Raw genomic sequence first — 24499 nt, forward strand, 5'->3', positions numbered from 1 at the left:
TTAGGATAATTGCCATATTTTAATAACCTTATCATCACCAGCAGTAGCAATAACATTTAACGCTGGATCAAAACATTGCGTGTTGATGGAAAGGAAATGTGATTCTATACCTTTGTCACGCGATATATTCTTCAGTAATTTCAGTTCTGTATTCCAAATCTTAATTGTTTTATCACGACTAATAGTCGACAATAAACTATTGCCTAATGGCTGTATTCCGTATACGGTAAACATATGTGGCACTATAGTATCAACAATAAGTAAGGTCGACATATCCAATTTATTAAGCTTAGCATCACGACCTCCAGACAACAAATAGCCTCCTACAAAAGCCAAACTCGAAACACCTCCTTCATGTATTTTTTTATGTGCTATAAGATGAAAATCATGACTATCGTATAGATAGACAATCCCATCTTTGTCACCAAAAGCAATTGTCTTTCCATCAGGACTTAAAGAAATACTACGCACTGTAGTTTTGGAAATTTCAAATTGATACAACAAATCGAAAGTCGCTACATCCCAAACATAGGCTTTCCCTTGTTCGCCGATGGCTAACAATTCATTCTTATTGGCCAAATATTGTAGCGCAAATATTGCTCCTTTCTCCACCTTCAAGCGTGCTTTTAAAGCCACATTTTCATTACCTTCAATCACCAACAGCTCACCATTACGCAATCCTGCAAATAGGTATTCAGACTGTGGAATAGAAAGCAAACAATAAACCGAAGAAGCTACGGTACACAATACGCGCTTAAATACACCTGTTGCTAAGTCCCACTCTACAATCCCCTTATCATTGCCTGCAGAATACAATACTTTTTTTGCTGCATCTATCGCTACCGTGTAAATAGGATTTTGATGTCCTACTAATGTACTACGTAAATTAACTTCCATATTCATATCATAAAAAAAGTGCTGCACAAAGATACAGCACTTTCGTATTTTCTATAGTAAATAATACTTATTGATGTCTACTTTCAAGATTTTTGGCAATTGTCTCTAAAGAAATACCTTTTTCACGAAGTAATACAATCAAATGAAATAACAAATCCGAAGATTCATTAATAAAGTCCGTTTCTGTTTCTGTCAACGCGGCAATAACAGTTTCTACAGCTTCTTCGCCTACTTTTTGAGCAATTTTATTTATCCCTTTTGTACGCAATCTATTGACATAAGATTCTTCATTAGGAAAATCATATCTATGCTTTACAATACGTTCCAATTCTAACAAAAAATTAGCCCCAAATTCGGTATTGAAGCAGCTTCTTGTTCCAGTATGACAAGTCGGACCTACAGGCTCCGCTTTGATCAAAATAGTATCTTGATCACAGTCGATATAATAGCTCTTCACTTGAAGAAAATTACCACTTTCTTCCCCTTTCGTCCAAAGTCTATCTTTACTTCTTGAATAAAAAGTAACTTTTTTCTCTGTTTGCGTCTTTTGCCAAGCTTCGTCATTCATATAGCCCAACATCAACACCTCTAGTGTTTGAAAATCTTGGACGATAACAGGTACCAATCCATTACCTTTTTCAAAATCTACCATATCTTTATTTTATTAATTCATCAGCTACTGACAGCTAACGTATTCAAATGAAGTATTATCTAACGATAATACCATTACTTCTTAATGTACTTTTCAATTCCGGAATTAATATTTCACCATAGTGAAATACCGAAGCAGCTAAAGCAGCATCAACATTCGCGTCCAGAAAAGTATCCACAAAATGTTGTTGACTACCGGCACCACCAGAAGCAATTAGCGGGATATTGATATGGTCATTGATTTTCTTCAATAAGCCATTATCAAAACCATTTTTAGTGCCATCATGGTCCATAGAGGTTAGCAAGATCTCTCCTGCGCCACGACTTTCAGCCTCTTTAATCCAATTTTCCGTTTCAATAGTTGTTTTATCACGTCCACCACGCAAGTGTACATAATTTTTGCCCTCTACAAAACGAGTATCTACTGCTATCACTACAAATTGAGTCCCAAAAGCTTTCGCTAGATCATCTATCAATTGAGGATTACGTACCGCAGCAGAGTTAATTGATATTTTATCAGCCCCACTATTGAGTAGTATCTCGGCATCACGCATTTCATTAATACCGCCACCTATTGTAAATGGTATATTAACTTGTCGTGCTACAGCTTTTACTAAATCGATTGTTGTTTTACGACCTTCATGTGTAGCGGTGATATCCAAAAATACTAATTCGTCTGCCCCTTGTTCAGAATACTGCCACGCTAGCTCTACAGGATCACCCGCATCTCTAAGGTCAACAAAATTAACGCCCTTTACAGTACGTCCATCTTTGACATCCAAACAAGGAATAATACGCTTTGCTAGCATTAAAACTTAATTAATGATTTTAAATTCCAATCTTTAATCTCTTCAATAGTAATCTTGTTTTCGTATATCGCTTTACCGACAACACAAGACTCGATAGATCCTAAGCTTTGTAAATCTTCAATATCTTGCATTGATGAAATACCTCCTGAACCTATTAATTTGATAATAGGTGAATGATCTAATAATTTCTTGTACAATTCTACACCAGCACCACCTAACTTACCATCTTTAGAGATATCTGTACATAGGAAACGAAAGAAGCCTAATGCTAAACATTTGTCTATATATTCAATCAATTTAATCGGTGAGCTCTCTAACCAGCCTGAATATTTGATCACCTCGTCCAATACATCGATAGCAATAACAATATGATCTGCATATTTTACAGGGCCCACATTCAATTGTGCCAACTCCTCTAAGAAAGAAGGATTAGTAATCGCTTGTGTACCTACGATAACACGGTAAATGCCAGCATCCACTAGTTCTTTAACTTTTTCAATGCTACGAACACCTCCACCATATTGTACTTTCATATCCGTTTTGCGGATAATTTCAAAAAGATACTCTTGGTTAGAAAAGTCACCTTTAGCACCATTCAAATCAATAATATGTACCATTTCGGTACCATTAGCATAATAGTTGTTGATTTGATCTTCTAAAGCGATGTCATATGTAGTGACATCATTATAGTTACCTTCTCTTAAACGTACTACTTTTTTGTCTAAAACATCAATCGCAGGGATGATATACATAATATTTTTATTTTAATTAAAATCTAGAAAAATTTAATAATAATTGCTCTCCAAAAGCGCCTGACTTCTCTGGGTGAAACTGTACCCCAAAGAAATTATCCTTTTGAATAGCTGCCGCAAATGGAAGCCCGTATTCACAACTAGCACCTACGCTTTTTTCGTCACGCTCAATAAAATAAGAATGTACAAAGTAAAAATACGTATTATCCATTATTCCATGGAATAATGGGCAATTATTTTCTATCTTAATACTATTCCAGCCCATATGTGGCACTTTATGACCGATACGGTTATCGAAGTGTAACGTTTTCAAAGGGAAAATATTTAACAGATTAGCATTTCCTTCTTCAGAAAAAGAAGTCATCAGCTGCATCCCTACACAGATCCCCAAAACAGGCTTCTTCAAGGCTAGAATCGTATCTACCAATCCTGTATCTTGAAGCTTTTGCATGGCGGCCCCAGCGTGACCTACCCCCGGAATAATGATACGTTCATACAAATCAAAATCCTCCTTTGAATTTATCATGCCATAGGAAACATTTATTCTATCTAATGCTGCTGTTAATGAAAAGATATTCCCTGCTCCGTAATTTACTATTCCTATCATATTTACTTACATTGAGTAATATAAATAGCGAAGTTTACAAATGCAAATTCGCTAATTCATACGCTATATGAGAATGGAGTATTGTGATTGTAAATCAAGATTAAAAAATCCATAATTCCTTATCCAACGCCTCCAATCTATATTCTATAACACTCCCTTAGTACTTGGCAATTGCATATTGTCTGCATCGCGACGTACTGCTTTCTTGATTGATTTGGCGAAAGCCTTGAAAATAGCTTCTATTTTATGATGCTCATTATCCCCTTCAGCTTTGATATTAAGATTAGATTTTGAAGCATCAGAGAATGATTTAAAGAAATGGAAAAACATCTCTGTTGGCATATCACCAATTTTCTCTCTCTTAAACTCTGCGTCCCAAACAATCCAATTGCGGCCACCAAAATCTAATGCTACTTGTGCCAAACAATCGTCCATCGGTAAAGTATACGAATAACGTTCAATACCACGTTTGTCCCCTAATACTTTAAGAAAAATCTCCCCCAATGCAATACCTGTATCTTCGATAGTATGGTGCTCATCAATATGCAAGTCCCCTTTTGCCTTTACGGTCAGGTCCAAAGCACCATGACGTGCTATCTGATCTAACATATGGTCAAAGAATGGCAATCCTGTATCTATATCAGCTTTCCCTGAACCATCTAAGTTCAATTGAATAAAGATATCTGTTTCATTTGTTTTACGGATATGCTCGCCTGTACGTGCACCTAATTTTAGAAATTCATAGATAGCTTTCCAATCTGCTGTCTCCAAAGCAATAGATTCTGGAGAGATCTCTACTCCTTCGGCTTGTCCCAATTCATCATTGTTGCGCAACCATATTGCTTTAGCGCCAAGATTCTGTGCTAATTTAACATCGTTGACACGGTCACCAATCACAAATGATTCTGCTAGATTATATTTCGTTTCATCAAAATATTCCCCCAACATACCAATACCTGGCTTGCGTGTAGGTGCATTTTCATGTGGAAAGGTACGGTCGATATGCTCTTTAGCAAATTCAACCCCTTCGCCCTTTAATATATCAATAATAAAATGGTGTACAGGCCAAAAATTAGCTTCAGGATGAGAATCTGTTCCTAATCCATCTTGATTAGATACTAATATCAACTCAAAATCCAACTCTTTAGCAATACGTGGTAAGTATTGCAAAGCTCCAGGATAAAATTTTAATTTTGCAAAAGAATCTATCTGCTGATCTTCTGGTTCTATGATTAAAGTACCATCGCGATCGATAAATAATACTCTTTTTTTCAATTCTGCCATCTCTTAATTATAAAATTGCTTAATAGCTGCTAATACTTTTACATTCTCTGCGGGAGTACCTACCGTAATACGTAGACATCCTTCACATAATTCAACTTTAGAACGATCACGAACAATAATCCCTTGGTTTACCAAGAAATTATAAAGCTCACGTGGCTCTTCCAACTTTGCTAATATAAAATTAGCATCCGAAGGAGTAATAGAAACTACTTGCTCTATTTGGATTAATTCCTCCACTAAGCGTTCTCTTTCTAGTACCGTCTCCTTGATCCATTCATTCACCACTTCCAAATTATCCAATGCTTTAAGCACTAAATCTTGAGTCGCTTGATTGATATTATATGGTGGTTTTATTTTATTGAAGACCGCTATAATCTCTGTACTGGCAAATGCCATCCCTAAACGCAATGCGGCTAATCCCCAGGCTTTAGACAAAGTCTGCAAAATTACCAAATTAGGGAAATCAGCTAATTCTTTGGAGAAAGATTTTTGCTTGGAGTAATTAACGTATGCCTCATCCACAACAACTAAACCTTCAAAATTAACTAATAATGTTTCTATATCTTGGCGATTGATGCTATTACCAGTAGGATTATTAGGGGAACATACAAATATCATTTTGGTGTGCATATCAATTGCTCCGGCAATACCGTCCAAATCCAATTGATAATCCGCTGTAAGCTGTACTTTACGTGTCTCTACATCATTGATATTGGCCGATACTTCGTACATCCCGTATGTCGGTGGCACCAATATCACATTGTCAACACCAGGCTTACAAAATGCTCTAAATAGAATATCAATAGCTTCATCACTACCATTTCCTAAGAAAATATTCGCTGCAGGAATGCCCTTAATTTTTGCTAATTTGTCTTTCAACACATGTTGTAAAGGATCAGGGTAACGGTTGTAATGATGCTCTAATGGTGATCCAAAAGCATTTTCATTCGCATCCAAAAGCACGGACGCCTCTCCTTTAAACTCATCTCTTGCTGAGGAATAAGGAACTAACTTTTTAATATTGTCCCTTAATAGGTTCTCTAAACTGAAAGACATAATTATTAGTCTGTTAAAATTAAGCCGTAAATATCAACAAAAATTAATAAAAACACTAAATTTTATACCAATTCCCTTCAAAAGATAATTCTGAGTTGACAAACTCTGATTTTGCTTCTAAAAGCAATGGAGACAAGTCCTTGTATCTAGCTGAATAATGACCTAACAATAATTTTTTGGCGCCGACTTGATTAGCCACCTGTGCCGCTTCAAGACAGGTCGAATGACAGGTTTCAATCGCCCTATCCACAAACTCATGCAAAAAAGTACTTTCGTGATACAGCAAATCAACGCCATGAATAGCGGTGACATAAGACTCAAATGCTCTAGTATCCGAACAAAAAGCATAACTCCGGGACGGCGGCCCCGGCAAGGTAAGCTCCTCTGCTCTATAAACGGTACCATCTATATCAGTACAGTCCATACCCGCTTTCAATACATTGTAAAATACAAGGGGTACTTCGAGGCTTTTTACTTTATCAATTATTAAAACATTAGCACGTTTTCCTTCATCAAAACGGAATCCTGTGGTCGGAACGCGATGTTTAAGTGGAAATGAGGTTATTTTTATTGTTTTATTACTAAAAATAACCTCTGTTTCTTCATTATTAGTAGGGTGAAATATAAGATTAAACTGTAGGCGAGTATCAGAATGCAGCAACTGTAAATCCAGAATCTCCTTCAATGGCTTAGGACCATAAAGATGCAAATCAGATCTACGGCCATGTAAATTCATCGACGACACCAAGCCTACCAATCCGAGATAATGGTCCCCATGGAGATGACTTATGAATATATGGTTAATCTTATTACTTTTGACACCATATTTATGCAATTGCATCTGTGTACCTTCCCCGCAATCAATTAAGAATAACTGTTCATTAAAATTCAACACTTGCGCAGTAGGGTGGCGATCATACATCGGTGTAGCCGAACTATTGCCCAGAATTAAAATTTCAAATTTCATACCCCTTATTTACCTATCAAATCGTGTTGGATTTCATTACTAAAAATCAAATCCTCTGCATCTTTCAATCGTTTTACGATTGTGAAATATTTATCCAATTTTGCGACTTTCAATAGATGTTCAACTTGAGGCTTTAAGCCAATAATAATAAATAGCCCTTCCTCAGATTGACATAGACGATGCGCGAGCAATCCCATACGCATACCTTCCTCCGTCATATCTTCAACCTTATCAAGGTCCAACACAATATTACGTTGACCGCTGGCACTACGTAACATAAACTCATTTTTGAGTTTCGCTGCCGCCACTCCGTCTAAAAAAGAAACTAAGGGTTCAATCACCACATAGCGCTCATGTTTTTCTATTGTGTATCGCATAATTGTATATTTTTATAATGCAGCCAATGCCTTCTCTACGTTTGTTTTGACGCGAGATAATACTTCTCCAGCTTCAGGATATTCAAATTTCTCTCCCGTAATATGCTCATAAAGCTCGATGTAGCGTTCAGAAATTGATTTAATAATCTCTGGCGTCATTTCAGGTACTTGTTGACCATCTTTACCTTGGAAACCATTTTCAATCAACCACTGACGAACAAATTCTTTGGATAATTGTTTCTGTGCTTCACCAGTAGCTTGGCGCTCCTCATATCCTTCTGCATAAAAATAACGAGAAGAATCTGGTGTATGTATTTCATCCATCAAATAAATTTGGCCATCTTTCTTACCAAATTCATATTTTGTATCCACTAATATTAAGCCTCTCTCCTTGGCGATCTCTGTACCACGTTGAAATAATGCGTGTGTATATTTCTCCAACTGCTCATAATCTTCTTTACTGACAATCCCTTGAGCTATTATCTCAGCTTTAGAGATATCTTCATCATGTCCTACTGCTGCTTTTGTAGTTGGTGTAATGATAGGTATAGGTAATTTATCATTTTCCTTAAGTCCTTCAGCCAAAGTAATCCCACACAATTCCCTACCACCATCGCGGTATGTACGCCAAGCGTGTCCTGCCAAGTAACCACGAATAACCATCTCTACTTTGAAAGGTTCACACATATGACCAATCGTAACCGATGGATCTGGCACCGTAATCACCCAATTAGGTAGAATATCAGCTGTAGCTTTTAAAAATTTCTCCGCTATTTGGTTCAACACCTGACCTTTGAAAGGGATAGGCTCAGGTAAAACCACATCAAAAGCAGAGATACGATCGGATGCCACCATCACCAAATATTCATTAGCTATCGTATAAACATCTCTTACTTTACCTTTATAAAAAGCTGTTTGCTTGTCAAAATTGAAGTTTGTTTCTTTTATCGCACTCATCGTTAGTAAAGATACACTACGGTATCATATATTTTTAGTTGTTATTATTCAAATCACCATAAGCTTCAAGTATCCTTTTTACAAGCTTATGTCGCACGACATCACCTCCGTTCAGGTAGACGATATCAATACCTTCTATATTATCCAAAATTTTAATAGATGTTGCTAAACCAGATTGCGACTTTTTAGGCAAATCGACCTGCGTTAAATCACCTGTAACGATAAATTTTGCGGTAGGTCCCATTCGCGTCAAAAACATCTTCAACTGCATATCTGTAGCATTTTGAGCTTCATCTAATATCACAAAACAATTATCTAGTGTTCGGCCACGCATGAATGCAAGCGGTGCTACCTCTATTGTTCTATTTTCTAAATAACCTTTAAGTTTTTCTGCAGGAATCATATCATCCAATGCATCATAAAGCGGTCTTAAATAAGGATCTATCTTTTCTTTCAAGTCTCCGGGAAGAAACCCCAAATTTTCACCTGCTTCAACAGCGGGACGTGTTAGTATGATGCGTTTTATTTCTTTATTACGCAAAGCTCTTACGGCTAATGCTACGGCGGTATATGTTTTTCCTGTCCCTGCGGGTCCAATAGCGAATAGAATATCATTTTTGACAATACTATTCACCATCTTCAGTTGATTCGGTGTACGTGCCCGCACAATTAGTCCATTAGGGCCATATACAATAGGCTCACCTTTCATCACTTGCTTAGGCTGGCCCTCACTTTTCAGTATAGGCGTAGACGGAGCAGAAATTCCCAGCAACTCTTCGAGTTCTAAAATTTCTAACTTATTATATTTATTTACATGGTCAAGTATCGTCATAAAAACTTTCTCAAATTCTTTTTGTTCGACTTCTTCACCTAAAACTTTCAATTCGGTTCCCCGAGCTATGAGGCGTAATTTTGGAAACCTATTTTTTATAAATTCAAAATTCTCATTTTCAGCAGCCCACAAGATAACTAAATTGACAGTATCTAAATTAATAATTAATTCACTCAACGTATTCATCTTTATGGTAAATATCTAAGGATAAAGATATATAAGTTTTTTTGAAATGTTAGTGTGCAAAACAACTTATCTTCAAAAACTAAGGACAAAACTCATCTTCTTAACGAAACTAAAAAATATTCATTATTTTAATCGAAAAAACAGTTTAAAACTAACAGTTTTACTAACTTTGTGCTCGCAAAAACATATTTAAGAACGAAGGATAGCTCATCATAAAAACAATGAGTTTAAATGTATGGGAATAATAACATTAACAACGGATCTAGGTCATCGTGATTTCTATCAAGCCGCATTGAAAGGAAGTATAATATCATTACTGCCCGACGTACGCTTAGTAGACATTTCTCATGAAATCCCTTCCTTCAACATTCAAAATGCAGCATTCATACTACAGAATGCCTATCATTATTTCCCGAAAGGCACTGTCCACTTAATCGGTATCGACACAGTCTTTGAAGAAAACTCTAGATATGTAGCGATGAAATTCAACGATCATTACTTTGTGGGCGCTGACAATGGTATATTCAGCATAATATTAGGCGAACAAAAAGCGGAAGAACTAATAGAGATTGAGCTGATGCAAGATCTTAGATTTTTACATTTCCCTGTTGCGGACGTTTTAGTCAAAGCAGCATGTCGAATTGCTAGTGGTACAAATATCCTAGAACTAGGCACCAAGATCGATGCGCCATTACAGAAAGTAACACTATCACCGATTATAGAGAGTAACCATATCAAAGGACATGTCACCTATATTGACTCCTTTGGTAATGTGATCAGTAATATTAGTAAGGATTTGTTCAATAAAGTCCAAAATGGCAGAAATTTCATTCTTAATTTCAAACGTAATGAAACGATAGAGAAAATGAGCTGGCACTACAATGAAGTTTCTGAAGGTGAAAAACTATGTTTATTTGGCATAAGCAATTATCTCGAAATTGCCATCAACAAAGGAAATGCAAGTCAACTCTTGGGTCTTTATCAAGATGAGATGATAATGATAGAATTTAAAGACTAAATCCAAAAACACGCCACCCACTACCACCAACATTATCAAACAACTACAGTACTTAATATCCTTAACGGCAATAATATTCCCCCATTGCATTAAACATTTCACACATCTTGAAGTCTGATTCATAATTAAAGAAAAGACGCAAACTATGCAAAACATAAAATATTATTTAATTGCTACCCTTTTTATATTAATAACAGCAAATCATACAAAGGCTAACATTGACTCCCTAACCTTTGAACAACAAAGAGCTACTGTTAATAGCCTGTTAGATGATAGAGCCAATAGATTTGGCCAATATATTAGTTCTTTAGAGGAGAGGACAGGTTTTTTTGGACTTATAAAGTCTAAAAATGATATGCAAAAATCGATAAATATATTGCAAGACATCGTTCAAACAGATAACAAAATATTTATTGAAACACGAAAACTTTTACAGATTAAAGATAATGAAGCGGAAAAATACCAACGACTTGCTTCCAAGTACGACGAGCAGGTCACTGCTTATATGAAAACAATATCTAAGCTTCAAGCAACCAATGAAAAATTACGACTTGAGATCGAAGTATTAGAAGATGGAGATAATAACAATAAAAATATATCTTTCGTGCTAGGCTTCCTACTCTTAGTGCTAGGAATCATTCTTTTTAGACTATACAGACGGAAAAATCCAAAAAAATTGACGTAAGTCTGATATGCATAAAGATCAATATCATTACATTTGTAGCTTAGACAAATAGTATTAGATTACAGAATAATGGCTAGACCGAGACTGAACAGTGGAGATTCTCATTCTGAAGATTTACCCAAACCAAAATTAAATAAAGAGCTACTAAAAAAAGCCCTTCATATTTTTTCTTATTTAAAACCATATAAAGGAAAATTTATAATTGGTATGGTATTCTTGATTTTATCAAGTCTTACGATGTTAACCTTCCCTGCATTATTGGGCGCGATGATTGACGCCTCTCAAGGCAAACAAACGTACACATGGCTACCATCGAATATCATGTATATTGGTGGATTATCATTAGCCATTCTTTCTGTCATGTCTATCATTTCTTTTTTTCGGATCCGTCTCTTTGTGGAGATTGCCGAAAAATCATTAGCCAACATCCGTAGAGATTCGTACATGAAATTAATCACCCTCCCTGTTGATTTCTTCGCAAATAGACGTGTCGGTGAATTAAACAGTAGATTGTCTTCAGATTTATCACAAATACAAGACACGATGACAACGACACTGGCAGAGGTAATTCGCCAGACGATTAGTTTGTCATTAGGCGTACTTCTTTTGGTATGGGTATCCCCAAAATTAGCACTTTTAAACTTATGCATATTACCTATCCTAGTCGTTACAGCGATTGTATTTGGAAAATACATACGTAAACTATCTAAACAAACACAAGATCAATTAGCCGATTCTAACAGTATAGTTCAAGAAACATTATTAGGAATTACGAATGTAAAAGCATTTGTAAATGAATATTACGAATCTCAACGTTATAGCAAAAAATTAGATAATGTAGTAACCTTAGCAGTCAAAGGCGCCACTTTCAGAGGTATATTTGCTTCATTTATTATATTCTGCATATTTGGCGCTGTAATCACTGTTATTTGGTATGGTGCTAACTTAGTATCACAAGGAGAAATAACTGTTGGTGACTTAACCACCTATATTTTATACTCTATGTTTGTAGCAGGATCAATGGGTAGTTTTCCAGAATTATACGCGAGTATCCAACGTGCGTTAGGTGCTAGTGAACGTGTTTTAGAGATTTTACATGAAAAGACAGAAAACATCATAATAAGTGAAGATAATAAAACAATCAATAAATCATTGATGGGCAAATTAACATTTGACAACATTAGATTTGCTTATCCTACGAGACCAGATATAAAAATATTGAAAGGACTTTCTTTCACAGCCGAAGCAGGACAAAAAATAGCAATTGTAGGCCCTAGTGGAGCAGGCAAATCGACGATAGCCTCACTAATACTGCAGTTTTACCACCCTAATGAAGGCAAAATATATTATGATGATATACCATCTGATTCCATTTCATTGACAGATATTCGTAATCAAGTGGCTATAGTACCCCAAGATGTTCTTCTATTCGGCGGCACAATCCGTGAAAATATAAACTACGGAAAATTAGAAGCAGGGCCAGACAGTGTGATTGATGCTGCAAAACGTGCTAATGCACATGATTTTATCATGAGTTTTCCGGATGGATACGATACTATTGTTGGTGAAAGAGGTGTTAAACTTTCTGGTGGCCAACGTCAAAGAATTGCTATCGCTCGTGCCTTATTAAAAGACCCATCCATATTGATTCTTGATGAAGCTACCTCAGCTTTAGATTCAGAATCAGAAAGATTAGTTCAAGAAGCACTTGAAGAGCTTATGAAAAATAGAACTTCTATTATCATTGCCCATAGATTATCGACGATTAAAAATGCTGATAGCATTTTAGTTGTAGATAATGGTAATGTGGCAGATTTTGGCAATCACTTCGAATTATTAGCAAAAGGCTCAGGTTTATACCACCATTTGTACACATTACAATCTTCACAACAAGTAGAGAGTTAATTATCTAAACAATTAAAAATCAAACTTTTTACGAGAGTATTTGTTTATATTAGTATATCCATACGTATGGATATACTAATATAAAATTATTTAGATATGAAAAGTAAAAATGGTTTAATAACATTCGCTTTAATCGGATTAGCAGTAGGTGCTACGGCATATTATTTATTAGGAACTGAAGAAGGCAAAAAAACACTTAATAACCAAAAAATTAAAGATATTGCCAAATCACTAAAAGACTTTACTAAAAAAGAATGTAAGAAGTCTTCAAAAATCACAAAAAAAATAAAAGGTGAACTGGAAGACATTACCTCACAAGTAAAAGCCAAAGGAAGAGCAGCAATAGATGCAGTTAGTTCAGCGGCAAAATAATCATACCTAATACCAAACTATATAAGAAAATTCAACTTTCAGACACTATAGTTTAGGTACCCAAAAGTATGTATCTTTGCATACACATGAGTCTTTTAAAACAAGTACAATCATTAGTTGCTAAGGATTTAGCATTAGAATGGCGTTCAAAAAATGCTATAAATAGCATAGTTTTATATTTAGTGTCCACAGTATTTGTTTGTTACCAAGCATTTGAATCTGTGGATACTCTTGTATGGAATGCTTTATTTTGGATAATATTATTATTTGCCTCTATCAATGCTATCAGTAGATCTTTTGTGCAAGAAAGCCAATATAGACAACTATATTATTATTCTATAGCTAGTCCAAAAGCTATCATACTATCAAAGATTATTTACAACATTATATTGATGGTTTTCCTATCAATAGTAGCATATGTTATCTATTCAATAATCTTCAAAAACCCCGTTGGAGACCCTCTTCTCTATTTCTTTGCGGTACTACTAGGCAGCATTAGCTTCGCTACGGTATTCACTATGGTATCAGGGATAAGCTCCAAAACCGGCAACAACAGTACGATTATGGCAATCCTTGCATTCCCCGTTATCATACCCTTGTTAATTTTACTTTTAAAACTATCTTCAAATGCACTGAAAGGTTTGGACCGAGCTTCTTCAGAACGAGAAATTATAACGCTACTAGCAATTAATGTCATTACAGTTACAATATCTTTATTGTTATTTCCGTACCTTTGGCGAGATTAAAAAAGATAGTTTAGCATGAGAAAAAACTGGTGGAAAATCTTAGCTGCTGTATTTGTTTCAGCATCAGTTATTGGAGGTTTCATGGGGCCAGTACCCGTACTCCCTATATTAAATGAAACCATAAGAAACGTATACTTTCACGTACCCATGTGGTTTACCATGATTACGCTTTATTTAATATCCGTAATCTACAGCATAAAATACCTTAGCTCAGGTAAACCAGAGCATGATTTAATAGCTGTTGAATCCGTAAACACAGGAATCATTTTCTGTTTTTTAGGTTTATTGACAGGTATGCAATGGGCAAATATTACATGGGGAGCGCCATGGCCAAATGATCCAAAATTAAACGGATCGGCGATTGCTACGTTAATGTATTTAGCATATTTGGTATTACGTAACGCTTTAGACGAAGAACAGAAAAGAGCAAGAATATCAGCTGTTTACAACATATTTGCATTCCCTATTTTAGTTGTTCTAATTTATATCCTCCCAAAAATGACGGATTCCCTACATCCAGGTTCTGGTGGAAACTCTAATTTTAGTGAGATCGACATGGACAATTATATGCGTCCTGTATTCTATACAGCAGTAGTAGGTTGGATTTTGACAGGTGTTTGGATAAGCACTTTACGTTATAGAATCAGATTATTAGAGAACAAAGCAAATAAAATTGATTAATAAAGAAATGAAAAAAATAAGTTTATCCCTTGTATTATCACTTATTAGTTTTTTAGGTGTATTTGCGCAGTCGGACACAGTCACTACTGTAATGACACAAGCATATCAAGTAGAAATGGCAACAGGTTTACGTAGCTCTGGAAAGATATGGGTAGTGGTAAGTGTATTACTAACATTAGTTATAGGTATTTATATTTTCCTTTTTATCATAGATAAAAAAGTGAAAAATTTAGAAAATAAATAAGCTAAATAAAGACAAAAAAATAGCCCTAATAAATGATTATAAATCAACATAGAAAGTTTACACCTACGAATATTTTCTTCGTATGTGTGATAGGAACCTTACTATGTGCTGGTGTTTTTTTACATTTACCTGAAGAGCTAAATCCTGTATTTTTTGAACCAGCAGTTCACAATTTATTAGGCCTTGCTATTGAAATAAGACTTGCACCAGCGACTAATGTTTTAGTAACATTGGTGCTCACGCTATTGCAAGCCTTTTTCTTAAATAAGGTCATTAGTCATTTCAATTTTTTTAATAAGCCTAATTTTCTGACTGCATTGATGTACATGTCATTAGTTAGTTTATTATTACCTTTTCTCGTATTATCACCTACGCTGATTTGTAACTTCATCGCTATCTGGATGTTGAGTAAATTATTTAATATTTACAAACAGACAGATGTAAAAGGATTAATGTTTGACTTAGGAATTATTGTGGCAATTGGGAGTTTGATTTACTTCCCTTTTATAGTGATGGTTCTACTCTTGTGGATTGCCTTAATAATATTCAGACCATTTATTTGGAGAGAATGGATAACACCACTTTTAGGGTTTTTAAACGTTTATTTTTTAATTGGTGTAGTTTATTATTGGTTAGATAGATTTGAAGAATTTAAAGCTATCTTTTCACCTTTCAACAACCCTATCCCCACCTCATTACCATTAGATTACCTCGACTATATTGTATTAATTCCTCTTGGTATTGGTTTATTATTTTTTCTATCAATATTAAAGGATCAGTATTTTAGAAGTGTTGTACACATACGTAAGTCATTCCAGTTACTTTTTTATATGTTAGTATTAATTATCGCTTCTTTCTATTTGAATGAGACGATAAATATTAACCACTTTTTACTTTGTGCCCCACCATTAGCGATTTACCTTGCTTACTATTTTACATATGCGAAAACAAAATGGCTATATGAGAGTCTTTATCTACTAATAATCGGGACTATTTTATACCTGCAACTTATTTAACAAACTCACTTACAATCGTTTAACCTTTTTTAACAAAATCATCCTAAGGATTCATTAAAAATTAAATAGTTTTGTATGGAAAAGATGTCAATTATTTATTGGCCTAAAATCAAGAACTATAATCAATCCATTTCGGATCAAGATAAAATATGCAAAAAAATTCAAAATTTTTAAGTGCTGCAAAAACTTTAAAATTAATCTTAGGGACAAGTTTAGTATTGTCATCAATACACCTAAATGCACAAACGACAACATCACATTCTCCTTATTCCCAATTTGGTATGGGACAAATGCGAGAAGATTTATTGCCACAGACAAGATCAATGGGCGGTATCTCTGCAGGTGTTCGTTACCAATCTGGTTTACCAATTTTGAATATTGCCAATCCTGCTAGTTACTCTGCTTTTACAAGAACTATATTAGAAGCAGGTCTGTATGCAAATATGACGCAATTACAAAAAGGAAATACTACAGCTAAAACAGGTGATTTTGCATTTTCACATTTTGAAATAGGGATTCCATTGGCAAAAGCTGGAGGTATGGCATTTGGTCTACTTCCCTACTCAGATATTGGTTATAATGACACTAGAAATGTACTGAACGGCACCTTACAATCCATCGAGACATTAAGCGGTGAAGGTGGTACCAACAAAGCATTCGTAGGGTATGGTGTAACACCTGTCAAAGGTTTGAGTATTGGAGCAAATATTGGTTTTATATTCGGAGAATTAAAAGACATTACAGCGATATCATTTCCTACAGATATCAGTATGTTGAATAGTAGATATCAAGAAACAAGACTTATAAGAGGAGCGACTGTTGACTACGGTATTCAATATTCAAAATCGTTGGCTAAGAACAAAATGAACCTTACGATAGGTTATTCAGGAAGTCTAAATAACACGGTCAATAGCACTACGACAGAACTTATAACACGTACACAACCATCGTTTGACCCTGACATGCAAGGAGTAGCATTAGATACTGTCAGATTCAATCAACGAGTTAGCAAAAAAATTAATCTACCGTTAAAGCACAATGTAGGTTTTACTTTATCTAAAGGATATAACTGGATGGTAGGTGCAGACTTTAAATATACTGATTGGAGCAATTTTCAGACAAGAGAAGGTGAACCCCGATTAGGAAAGAACTATGGATTTGCTGTTGGTGGACAACTTAAACCAGATCCTACGTCAGTTAACTACTGGAATATTGTTGACTATAGGCTAGGTTTTAGATACAACAAAACACACCTGAAATATAATAATGAAAATATAAATGACATGGCAATTACTGCGGGTTTGGGATTCCCACTTCCAGAGAGTAATTTTGGCAGAACATTTTCAAGAATAAATATATCCGCTGAATTTGGTCAACAAGGTACTTTAAAAAGTAATTTAATAAGAGAACGATATATTAATATTAACTTAGGATTTACGATTAATGATTCATGGTTTCTGAGAAGACCTATAGACTAATGTTTACTATAAATAAAAGTATTAAATCAATATCCCTAATCATGTCATTCATGATAGGGATATTGCTGTTTTTCGGCTGTGAGAATGACATTAATGAAGTCAATAAAATAGAGAATATACAAAAAGAAGAAGCTGTAGATATTTCTAAAGACGTAAAAGTAATCTATAGTGATTCGGCTATTGTAAAAGCCCAAATGACTGGGCCTGAGATGAGAATATATCACGATACTACGCAAAATAAAAATAGTAATTATGAATTCCAGAAAGGTATTCAGATTATATTTTATGACAAGAATGGAATAGAAAGCCAGCGTATAAAATCAGATTACGGACTTCAACGAGCAAAAGAACAGATCATAGAATTCAAAAAAAATGTAGTAATTACGATGGCTAATGGTTCTATAATTAGAACAGAAGAGTTCTTTTATGATCAAGCAAACAAAAGATATTATAACAGTGTGCCTATCACTTTTGAGATGAAAGATGGTCGTGGCAATTTTCAAGGTACCTCCTTTACTTCGGATGATAGTTTTAATAATATCAAGGCAGAGAATATGAATGGCTTCTATGTCCCATCGAGTACGAGTATGTTTCCATCGTTTGGAAATTAAGCTAACACAATCAGTACAAATAAAAAAATGTGCGAAATACAATATAAAAAAATACACTTTATTTTTATAAAAATTGTATCTTGCGCCTTATTTTTAAACAATAGTCAATTACAGAACTAAGAACACTTAAATACAATACGAGAATATGGGATTAATGGGTAATTTGCGTAACCGAGCTGGATTAGTAATCTTCGTAATAGGTTTAGCAATTGTTGCATTCCTACTAGGGGATGTCGTTAGATCTGGTTCACCTTTGTGGATGCAGAAGCAAAATCAAGTTGGTAGCGTTAATGGTAACTCTATTGACTACCAAGATTTTAACATGCAAGTAGAGCAAACATCAAACCAAATTAAACAACAAATGGGTGGTGTTGAAACGCCACAAATGAAGATGTACGCTGTACAACAAGTGTGGAATCAATTTGTATCAAAAGAATTATTAAATTCGGAGATCGAAAAGATTGGGTTTACAGTAGGAAAAATTGAATTGAATGACTTAGTAACTGGGCCGAATCCTTCTGCTCAAATTGCACAGACATTTATTAACCCACAGACAGGACAATTTGACCGCGCATACTTAAATCAGGTAATTACAGAATCAAAAAATGGTAATCCAGAGATTCAAGGACAATGGGAAGCATTATTAGAGAGTGTTAAACAACAACGTCTTTCCGAGAAATATTCTAATCTATTGAATGCTTCAATATATGTAACAGCATTAGAAGCGCAAGATGAATACACAGCTAAAAATAAATTAGCGAATTTTAAGTACACACTTTTAGACTACAATTCTATCAACGGTGCTGATATAAAGTTGACAGATGCTGATTATAAAGAATATTATGATAAACATAAAAATTCATTCAAAAATCTAGAAGAAACTCGTGCTATTGAATATATCGTAATTGACGGTGGAGCAACACAAAAAGATACTGCTTCAACAATGGAGAATATTCTATCTTTAAAAAATGAGTTAATCGCTTCTACAAATGATTCTTTGTTCGCAATATCTAACTCAGACACTAAATATCCTGTTACATACTATAAAAAAGGACAATTAAGCCCTGCTTTAGATTCTGTATTATTTAGCGCTCCTGTGGGCACAACAGTAGGACCATTCACATCTAACAACGCACTGGAAATCGCTAAATTGATCGATACTAAATACAGTCCTGATTCAATTCAAGTAAGCCATATCGTATTAAACCCTGCTGCTGAAGGTGGTGTCACAAAAGCATTAGAAAAAGCTGACTCTATCAAGAACTTAATTTTAGCAGGAGGCAATTTTGCAGCACTAGCAGTTGAATTTAGCCAAGATCCTAATAGTAAAGCTAATGCTGGAGAGATGGGCATATTCACTAGAGGACAGTTGAATCAATTGGGTGAGAAATTTGAAGAAACGGTATTTACAAGCAAAACTGGAGATATAATCGTCACAGAGTCTCAAGTAGGCGTTCATATTTTAAAAATTGGTAAGCAAGTAGGTAACTCAAAAATTGTTAAAGTTGCAATCGTTGATAAAATTATTAATTCAGGAAAAGAAACTGTAGATGCTGCTTATACAAAAGCAAACAATTTCTTTACCGAAGCTACAGCAAGTAACTTTGCAGAAATTGCAAAACAACAAAACTTAAACTTACAGACGGCAGCTAATGTTCAAGCAATGGATATCGCTATCAATGGAACAGAAGTGCCGAGAGAATTGGTAAGATGGATATTTGAGACTGATAAAAATGAAGTTACAGATAAGATTTATGAAACTGAGAACAACTTTATCATTGCTAAAGTAACAGGTATTAATCCTAAAGGTATCCAGCCATTAGAAGCAGTAAAAGCTGAAATCATGCCCGCTGTAACAAAATTAGTTAAAGCACGTATGCTGAAAGAAAAGATGAACAACGCAATAAATGGTTCATCAACGATTGATCAAATTGCTCAAAAGCTTAACAAAAATGCTATTGATGTACAAAATATAGTTTTAGCGAATCCAGTAATTCCTGGTGTAGCTTTAGAAAGTTCGGTGATTGGTACTGTATTTGGCTTACAGCCAAATAAACCTTCAAAACCTGTAGATGGTACAGAAGGTGTCTATGTAGTACAAGTAAACAGCTTTGTAAATCCAAAAGAATTAGTTGAAACTGAGCGTAAAAGCCAACAAAAACAAATGCTTCAAGGAAGACAACAACGCTCATGGGGTTCAATCTTCCAAGCCTTAAAAAACAATGCTGATATAGATGACAATCGAATTAGATTTTATTAAGATTTTATAACTATTTTTATAGCCGAATACAGTAAATGTATTCGGCTTTTTTATTTATATCATATGGAGATTCAAGAGAATATCATTAATAAAGTAGCACAAAGCGGTCTAATAACAGTGGATCTAGCGAACTATGCACCAAAGTCACCAATTGTAATTTATGATATTAAAGATAATTTATTCCATGGATTAATCTTAAAAGAGAAAGATTTCCGAGAATTTGTAAAAAATCATACATGGGATCAATACAAAGATCAACATGTTGCTATCACGTGTTCAACTGATGCGATAGTACCAACCTGGGCGTATATGATATTAGCAAATAAATTAACACCATTTGCTAAGTCAATACATTTTGGTACAGAAAGCGAAGCGTTGAAGGAACTTTTTATCGCTGCGATAAATCAAATAGATTATAACCAATATATAGATCAAAGAGTGGTTGTAAAAGGCTGTGGAGATATTTATATTCCCGAGGCAGCCTTCGTTTCATTCACTAATAAATTAACTCAAGTAAGTAAAAGCATTATGTATGGAGAGCCATGCTCTACTGTACCTGTTTACAAAAGAAAGAGTTGAAGTAATAACACCCATTATAGTGCAAAAATTATGACGAGACTTTATACTATACTTTTTATTATTATTTTAAGTATTGGGCTATCACATGCACAATCTTTACCCTATTTAAAAGAACCAACTTTTAAAATTGGAGAGAAGCTATCATACAAATTGAAATATGGCTTTATTACTGCGGCAAATGGTGTTCTTTCTGTTAAGAAATCAAATTTAGAACTTAGCAACAAAGATATATTTCATTTAGATGTATTTGGACAAACCTCTAGTGGTTATTCCATATTTTATAGTGTAAAGAATCAATATGATTCTTATATAGATGGCAAAAACTATCTTCCCTATTTGTATATAGAAGATATCAAAGAAAATAATTACCGCAGAAAAGAATATGCTACGTTTGATCACAAAACGCGTACTGTAAAAGGAGCTAAAGGAACGTTCAAAAGTAGTACACCCCAAATATTTGATCTTGTTTCTGCTTATTATTTTTCTAGAAACTTGGATCTATCAACCATGAAAATAGGTGATTATTTTAAATTACCTTATTTTCTTAATGATGAAATTGCTGATTTTAAAGTATACTATGCTGGTACAGAAAAAATAAAAACAGCCTTGGGAATGATTGATTGTATAAAATTCAATCCCGAAATAAAACCAGGAAGAATCTTTAAAAAAGATAGTAAACTCTATCTTTGGGTTACTAATGACGGTAATCGTATTCCTGTAAAAGCAAAAGTTGAAATTCTAATAGGTTCTGTAACCATGGAGATAACGGCTGCTGAAGGATTAAAGTATGAATTAGGTAAAAGGGTAAGCTATTCAAAATAAAAAGAGTATATGATTGAGGTAGGTAATGTTTTGGTTCATGAAGATTTATTAAATAATGACTTTGTATGTAATATATCCAAATGTAAAGGTATTTGTTGTATAGAAGGAGATTCTGGAGCACCATTGAAAGAATCAGAGAAGGCTATTTTGGAAGAAATATATCCAAAAGTAAAGCCTTATATGACAGAGAAGGGAATTCAAGCAATAGAAGAACAGGGGAAATATGTACTTGATAATGATGGTGATCTAACGACCACTTGTGTTGATGGTAATAAAGAATGTGCTTATGTGAATTGGGAAAATGGCATCACAAAATGTGCTATTGAAAAAGCTTACGAAGCAGGAGAAATACATTGGAAAAAACCAATATCTTGTCATCTTTATCCTATCCGTACTACAAATTATCCCGAATTTGATGTTTTGCATTATGACAGATGGCATATCTGTAAAGATGCTTGTACCTTCGGTAAGGAATTACAAGTACCGGTTTATAAATTCCTCAAAGACCCTTTGATTCGTACATATGGCGAAGAATGGTATACGGAGTTAGAAAATACGGTTAAATCTATTTAAGCTATTTTTGCTATCTTTATTTCAAAAAATGCACTTTACCTGGTTTTTACCATAATACATGCTAAGTTTAAAAGAAATACAAAAACCCATAGCTACAGAGCTATCCACCTTCGAAGCTAAGTTTAAGCAATCTATGCAAAGCTCTGTTCCACTATTGGATATAATCACAAAGTACCTATACAAACAAAAAGGCAAGCAAATGCGTCCTATGTTTGTATTTTTTTCGGCAGGACTATGTGGTACCATTAATGAGTCTACATATCGCGGTGCCTCTTTGGTTGAGTTGTTACATACCGCATCATTAGTCCATGATGATGTAGTCGACGATGCCAACGAGAGAAGAGGTTTTTTCTCTATAAATGCACTATGGAAAAATAAAGTAGCTGTATTAGTGGGTGATTTTTTGCTCGCAAAAGGTCTCCTTTTGTCGGTAAATAATAGTGAGCATAACCTTCTAAAGATCGTTTCTGAAGCCGTCGAGCAGATGAGTGAAGGTGAGCTACTACAAATAGAAAAGGCTAGGAAATTAGATATAAAAGAAGATATTTACTTCCAAATAATTCGCAAAAAGACAGCTTCTCTTATTGCATCATGCTGTGCTGCAGGCGCCGCTTCTGTACAAGCAAGTGCTGAAATAGTAGAGAATATGCATCTTTTTGGGGAAAAAGTAGGAATTGCCTTTCAAATTAAAGATGATCTATTTGACTTTGGCTTAGATGATATCGGTAAGCCTATAGGGAATGATATCAAGGAGAAGAAAATGACCTTACCCTTGATTTATGCACTTAATCAGACATCAACAGCAGAAAAAAGGCATATTATTAATCTCATTAAAAATCATAACGAAGATCCCAAAAAAGTTGAAGAAGTAATTCAATTCGTTAGAAACAGTGGAGGATTAGGTTATGCTACAGAAAAAATGCTAGAATATCAGCAGGAATCGTTCCATATTTTAGAAAAATTCCCTGACAACGAGTACAAAGAAGGTTTAAAACAATTAGTGAAATTTACAACAGAAAGAAAGAAATAATATGAGTCACGAAATGATGTTTATAGGAGGATTTATAATTTTTATAATCCTCATGTTAGCCATAGATTTAGGGTTGTTCAGTAATAGCGACAAACCTATTTCACTCAAAGCCGCTGCAATAATGTCTGCAATTTGGGTACTATTTGCCTTAGGCTTTGGAGCCCTATTGTATGTATGGGGAAATGAACTGCACAATGTCCATGATATTACAAGATTAAAAGAAGTTGTAGCATTACATTTTCATGATATAAAAATAAATGAACTAAATCTAGCAGAGAGCTTAACAGCCTATAAAAAAGCGCTAACCCTAGAATATTTGACAGGTTATGTCGTAGAATATGCCTTATCAGTAGACAATATATTTGTCATGGTATTATTATTCACATCCTTTGGTATTCCGGAGAGATATTATCACAAAGTTTTAGTTTGGGGTATTATTGGTGCAGTAGTATTACGTTGTATCTTCATATTTATCGGCGCAGCATTAATTGCTAAATTTGGCTGGATATTATATGTATTTGGTGCTTTCTTAGTGTACACAGGTTATATGATGTATCGCAACCGTAATCAAGAAGAAGAAGTAGATCCACAAAATCATACCATAGTAAAGCTTGCTTCAAAATATTTTAAAGTAACACATAAATTAGATAGCGGAAAATTTTTTATTATTGAAAATGGCGTACGTTATATGACACCATTGTTTCTAGTTCTATTAGTGATTGAATTTACAGATTTAATATTTGCCGTTGATTCTATTCCTGCTATATTCTCTGTTACTAAAGATCCTTATATCGTATTTTTCTCTAACATATTTGCTATTTTGGGATTACGTTCCATGTTCTTCCTATTGGTGAATATCATTCATAAATTCCATTACATTAAAGTAGGATTAGCATTCCTTTTAGTATTTATAGGTGCCAAAATGTTACTACATGGTTGGTTAAAAGACTGGGGTTTTACGACCTCCCATTCTCTTATTATAATTCTACTAATATTGCTAATAAGTATTGTTGCATCTCTTATGTTTCCAAAGAAACAAGATTATAGCAAATAACATATACAAGGGCTTAAAGAAAACTTTAAGCCCTTGTTATTTATAAATAC

At 34.5% G+C, this 24499-nt stretch carries 27 protein-coding genes; 16 read left to right on the top strand and 11 right to left on the bottom strand.

All coding sequences use genetic code 11. The features are described from left to right. The 11 genes from IP023_RS05560 to IP023_RS05610 all read right to left on the bottom strand — a co-directional run bounded on the left by IP023_RS05560 (nt 1) and on the right by IP023_RS05610 (nt 9366). The gene (locus tag IP023_RS05560) at nt 1–897 is read right to left on the bottom strand and encodes a WD40 repeat domain-containing protein (protein WP_241789269.1); all 897 of its coding nucleotides are present in this window, start codon (nt 895–897) and stop codon (nt 1–3) included. A gap of 67 nt (nt 898–964) precedes the next feature. Next, complete coding sequence (hisIE, locus tag IP023_RS05565; protein WP_241789270.1) at nt 965–1549, bottom strand: bifunctional phosphoribosyl-AMP cyclohydrolase/phosphoribosyl-ATP diphosphatase HisIE; 585 nt, start codon at nt 1547–1549, stop codon at nt 965–967. Between the two features lie 55 nt (nt 1550–1604). Further along, nucleotides 1605–2357: an imidazole glycerol phosphate synthase subunit HisF gene (gene hisF, locus IP023_RS05570; protein ID WP_241789271.1), complete on the bottom strand. Its 753-nt coding sequence runs from the start codon at nt 2355–2357 to the stop codon at nt 1605–1607. Continuing rightward, nucleotides 2357–3109: a 1-(5-phosphoribosyl)-5-[(5-phosphoribosylamino)methylideneamino]imidazole-4-carboxamide isomerase gene (locus IP023_RS05575; RefSeq protein WP_241789272.1), complete on the bottom strand. Its 753-nt coding sequence runs from the start codon at nt 3107–3109 to the stop codon at nt 2357–2359. Before IP023_RS05575 ends, hisF begins: the two co-directional genes overlap by 1 nt. 16 nt (nt 3110–3125) lie before the next feature. Continuing rightward, on the bottom strand, nt 3126–3716 hold the full coding sequence (gene hisH / locus IP023_RS05580) for an imidazole glycerol phosphate synthase subunit HisH (protein ID WP_241789273.1): 591 nt from the start codon (nt 3714–3716) through the stop codon (nt 3126–3128). A 144-nt stretch (nt 3717–3860) separates the two neighbouring features. After that, nucleotides 3861–5000, bottom strand: a complete 1140-nt coding sequence (gene hisB / locus IP023_RS05585) for a bifunctional histidinol-phosphatase/imidazoleglycerol-phosphate dehydratase HisB (protein ID WP_241789274.1) — start codon at nt 4998–5000, stop codon at nt 3861–3863. 3 nt (nt 5001–5003) lie between these two features. Further along, nucleotides 5004–6056, bottom strand: coding sequence for a histidinol-phosphate transaminase (gene hisC / locus IP023_RS05590; protein WP_241789275.1), 1053 nt, complete (start codon nt 6054–6056; stop codon nt 5004–5006). 55 nt (nt 6057–6111) lie between these two features. Then, the gene (locus tag IP023_RS05595; RefSeq protein WP_241789276.1) at nt 6112–7023 is read right to left on the bottom strand and encodes a ribonuclease Z; all 912 of its coding nucleotides are present in this window, start codon (nt 7021–7023) and stop codon (nt 6112–6114) included. A gap of 5 nt (nt 7024–7028) precedes the next feature. Next, complete coding sequence (locus IP023_RS05600; protein ID WP_241789277.1) at nt 7029–7400, bottom strand: STAS domain-containing protein; 372 nt, start codon at nt 7398–7400, stop codon at nt 7029–7031. Between the two features lie 12 nt (nt 7401–7412). Further along, nucleotides 7413–8357, bottom strand: coding sequence for a phosphoribosylaminoimidazolesuccinocarboxamide synthase (locus IP023_RS05605; protein ID WP_241789278.1), 945 nt, complete (start codon nt 8355–8357; stop codon nt 7413–7415). A gap of 34 nt (nt 8358–8391) precedes the next feature. Continuing rightward, entirely contained in the window at nt 8392–9366 is a 975-nt protein-coding gene (locus IP023_RS05610; RefSeq protein ID WP_241789499.1) for a PhoH family protein, read from the bottom strand. Nucleotides 9367–9610: 244 nt separating this feature from the next. On the opposite strand from IP023_RS05610, the gene IP023_RS05615 reads away from it, so the two are divergent. The 16 genes from IP023_RS05615 (at nt 9611) to IP023_RS05690 (ending at nt 24449) form a co-directional block, all read left to right on the top strand. Next, nucleotides 9611–10393, top strand: coding sequence for an SAM hydrolase/SAM-dependent halogenase family protein (locus IP023_RS05615; RefSeq protein WP_241789279.1), 783 nt, complete (start codon nt 9611–9613; stop codon nt 10391–10393). Between the two features lie 145 nt (nt 10394–10538). Further along, the gene (locus IP023_RS05620) at nt 10539–11078 is read left to right on the top strand and encodes a hypothetical protein (protein WP_241789280.1); all 540 of its coding nucleotides are present in this window, start codon (nt 10539–10541) and stop codon (nt 11076–11078) included. 69 nt (nt 11079–11147) lie between these two features. Continuing rightward, nucleotides 11148–12983 (top strand): ABC transporter ATP-binding protein, encoded by a 1836-nt coding sequence (locus IP023_RS05625; protein WP_241789281.1) that lies wholly within the window; start codon nt 11148–11150, stop codon nt 12981–12983. Nucleotides 12984–13079: 96 nt separating this feature from the next. Beyond that, nucleotides 13080–13355: a hypothetical protein gene (locus tag IP023_RS05630; protein ID WP_241789282.1), complete on the top strand. Its 276-nt coding sequence runs from the start codon at nt 13080–13082 to the stop codon at nt 13353–13355. Between the two features lie 86 nt (nt 13356–13441). Next, nucleotides 13442–14101 (top strand): heme exporter protein CcmB, encoded by a 660-nt coding sequence (locus IP023_RS05635; protein WP_241789283.1) that lies wholly within the window; start codon nt 13442–13444, stop codon nt 14099–14101. A gap of 15 nt (nt 14102–14116) precedes the next feature. Beyond that, entirely contained in the window at nt 14117–14782 is a 666-nt protein-coding gene (gene ccsA, locus IP023_RS05640) for a cytochrome c biogenesis protein (protein WP_241789284.1), read from the top strand. 7 nt (nt 14783–14789) lie between these two features. Then, nucleotides 14790–15026: a CcmD family protein gene (locus IP023_RS05645; RefSeq protein ID WP_241789285.1), complete on the top strand. Its 237-nt coding sequence runs from the start codon at nt 14790–14792 to the stop codon at nt 15024–15026. 32 nt (nt 15027–15058) lie between these two features. Beyond that, on the top strand, nt 15059–16042 hold the full coding sequence (locus IP023_RS05650; RefSeq protein WP_241789286.1) for a DUF6427 family protein: 984 nt from the start codon (nt 15059–15061) through the stop codon (nt 16040–16042). Nucleotides 16043–16191: 149 nt separating this feature from the next. Continuing rightward, the gene (locus IP023_RS05655) at nt 16192–17520 is read left to right on the top strand and encodes a porin family protein (protein WP_241789287.1); all 1329 of its coding nucleotides are present in this window, start codon (nt 16192–16194) and stop codon (nt 17518–17520) included. A gap of 41 nt (nt 17521–17561) precedes the next feature. Next, on the top strand, nt 17562–18131 hold the full coding sequence (gene lptC / locus IP023_RS05660; protein WP_241789288.1) for an LPS export ABC transporter periplasmic protein LptC: 570 nt from the start codon (nt 17562–17564) through the stop codon (nt 18129–18131). A 145-nt stretch (nt 18132–18276) separates the two neighbouring features. Further along, nucleotides 18277–20391: a SurA N-terminal domain-containing protein gene (locus IP023_RS05665; protein ID WP_241789289.1), complete on the top strand. Its 2115-nt coding sequence runs from the start codon at nt 18277–18279 to the stop codon at nt 20389–20391. A 63-nt stretch (nt 20392–20454) separates the two neighbouring features. Beyond that, the gene (locus IP023_RS05670) at nt 20455–20970 is read left to right on the top strand and encodes a DUF2480 family protein (RefSeq protein ID WP_241789290.1); all 516 of its coding nucleotides are present in this window, start codon (nt 20455–20457) and stop codon (nt 20968–20970) included. Between the two features lie 30 nt (nt 20971–21000). Beyond that, nucleotides 21001–21792 carry a DUF3108 domain-containing protein gene (locus tag IP023_RS05675; protein ID WP_241789291.1) on the top strand — a complete coding sequence of 264 codons (792 nt, stop codon included), beginning with the start codon at nt 21001–21003 and terminating at the stop codon, nt 21790–21792. Nucleotides 21793–21801: 9 nt separating this feature from the next. Next, complete coding sequence (locus IP023_RS05680; RefSeq protein WP_241789292.1) at nt 21802–22365, top strand: DUF3109 family protein; 564 nt, start codon at nt 21802–21804, stop codon at nt 22363–22365. Between the two features lie 58 nt (nt 22366–22423). Further along, the gene (locus tag IP023_RS05685; RefSeq protein ID WP_241789293.1) at nt 22424–23395 is read left to right on the top strand and encodes a polyprenyl synthetase family protein; all 972 of its coding nucleotides are present in this window, start codon (nt 22424–22426) and stop codon (nt 23393–23395) included. Nucleotide 23396: 1 nt separating this feature from the next. After that, nucleotides 23397–24449, top strand: a complete 1053-nt coding sequence (locus tag IP023_RS05690) for a TerC/Alx family metal homeostasis membrane protein (protein WP_241789294.1) — start codon at nt 23397–23399, stop codon at nt 24447–24449. The last annotated feature ends 50 nt before the right edge of the window (nt 24450–24499 follow it).

This window comes from Sphingobacterium rhinopitheci, assembly GCF_022627575.1.
GTDB lineage: Bacteria > Bacteroidota > Bacteroidia > Sphingobacteriales > Sphingobacteriaceae > Sphingobacterium > Sphingobacterium rhinopitheci.

Excerpts from the sequence above, each read along its gene's own strand:
- IP023_RS05670 (WP_241789290.1), top strand. The coding sequence starts at position 20,455 with ATGGAGATTCAAGAGAATATCATTAATAAAGTAGCACAAAGCGGTCTA.
- IP023_RS05625 (WP_241789281.1), top strand. The coding sequence starts at position 11,148 with ATGGCTAGACCGAGACTGAACAGTGGAGATTCTCATTCTGAAGATTTA.
- IP023_RS05685 (WP_241789293.1), top strand. The coding sequence starts at position 22,424 with ATGCTAAGTTTAAAAGAAATACAAAAACCCATAGCTACAGAGCTATCC.
- IP023_RS05630 (WP_241789282.1), top strand. The coding sequence starts at position 13,080 with ATGAAAAGTAAAAATGGTTTAATAACATTCGCTTTAATCGGATTAGCA.
- IP023_RS05680 (WP_241789292.1), top strand. The coding sequence starts at position 21,802 with ATGATTGAGGTAGGTAATGTTTTGGTTCATGAAGATTTATTAAATAAT.
- IP023_RS05615 (WP_241789279.1), top strand. The coding sequence starts at position 9,611 with ATGGGAATAATAACATTAACAACGGATCTAGGTCATCGTGATTTCTAT.
- hisIE (WP_241789270.1), bottom strand. The coding sequence starts at position 1,549 with ATGGTAGATTTTGAAAAAGGTAATGGATTGGTACCTGTTATCGTCCAA.
- IP023_RS05600 (WP_241789277.1), bottom strand. The coding sequence starts at position 7,400 with ATGCGATACACAATAGAAAAACATGAGCGCTATGTGGTGATTGAACCC.
- IP023_RS05650 (WP_241789286.1), top strand. The coding sequence starts at position 15,059 with ATGATTATAAATCAACATAGAAAGTTTACACCTACGAATATTTTCTTC.
- ccsA (WP_241789284.1), top strand. The coding sequence starts at position 14,117 with ATGAGAAAAAACTGGTGGAAAATCTTAGCTGCTGTATTTGTTTCAGCA.
- IP023_RS05575 (WP_241789272.1), bottom strand. The coding sequence starts at position 3,109 with ATGTATATCATCCCTGCGATTGATGTTTTAGACAAAAAAGTAGTACGT.
- IP023_RS05675 (WP_241789291.1), top strand. The coding sequence starts at position 21,001 with ATGACGAGACTTTATACTATACTTTTTATTATTATTTTAAGTATTGGG.
- IP023_RS05560 (WP_241789269.1), bottom strand. The coding sequence starts at position 897 with ATGGAAGTTAATTTACGTAGTACATTAGTAGGACATCAAAATCCTATT.
- IP023_RS05635 (WP_241789283.1), top strand. The coding sequence starts at position 13,442 with ATGAGTCTTTTAAAACAAGTACAATCATTAGTTGCTAAGGATTTAGCA.
- IP023_RS05645 (WP_241789285.1), top strand. The coding sequence starts at position 14,790 with ATGAAAAAAATAAGTTTATCCCTTGTATTATCACTTATTAGTTTTTTA.
- IP023_RS05655 (WP_241789287.1), top strand. The coding sequence starts at position 16,192 with ATGCAAAAAAATTCAAAATTTTTAAGTGCTGCAAAAACTTTAAAATTA.
- IP023_RS05690 (WP_241789294.1), top strand. The coding sequence starts at position 23,397 with ATGAGTCACGAAATGATGTTTATAGGAGGATTTATAATTTTTATAATC.
- IP023_RS05605 (WP_241789278.1), bottom strand. The coding sequence starts at position 8,357 with ATGAGTGCGATAAAAGAAACAAACTTCAATTTTGACAAGCAAACAGCT.
- hisF (WP_241789271.1), bottom strand. The coding sequence starts at position 2,357 with ATGCTAGCAAAGCGTATTATTCCTTGTTTGGATGTCAAAGATGGACGT.
- lptC (WP_241789288.1), top strand. The coding sequence starts at position 17,562 with ATGTCATTCATGATAGGGATATTGCTGTTTTTCGGCTGTGAGAATGAC.
- hisH (WP_241789273.1), bottom strand. The coding sequence starts at position 3,716 with ATGATAGGAATAGTAAATTACGGAGCAGGGAATATCTTTTCATTAACA.
- hisC (WP_241789275.1), bottom strand. The coding sequence starts at position 6,056 with ATGTCTTTCAGTTTAGAGAACCTATTAAGGGACAATATTAAAAAGTTA.
- hisB (WP_241789274.1), bottom strand. The coding sequence starts at position 5,000 with ATGGCAGAATTGAAAAAAAGAGTATTATTTATCGATCGCGATGGTACT.
- IP023_RS05620 (WP_241789280.1), top strand. The coding sequence starts at position 10,539 with ATGCAAAACATAAAATATTATTTAATTGCTACCCTTTTTATATTAATA.
- IP023_RS05665 (WP_241789289.1), top strand. The coding sequence starts at position 18,277 with ATGGGATTAATGGGTAATTTGCGTAACCGAGCTGGATTAGTAATCTTC.
- IP023_RS05595 (WP_241789276.1), bottom strand. The coding sequence starts at position 7,023 with ATGAAATTTGAAATTTTAATTCTGGGCAATAGTTCGGCTACACCGATG.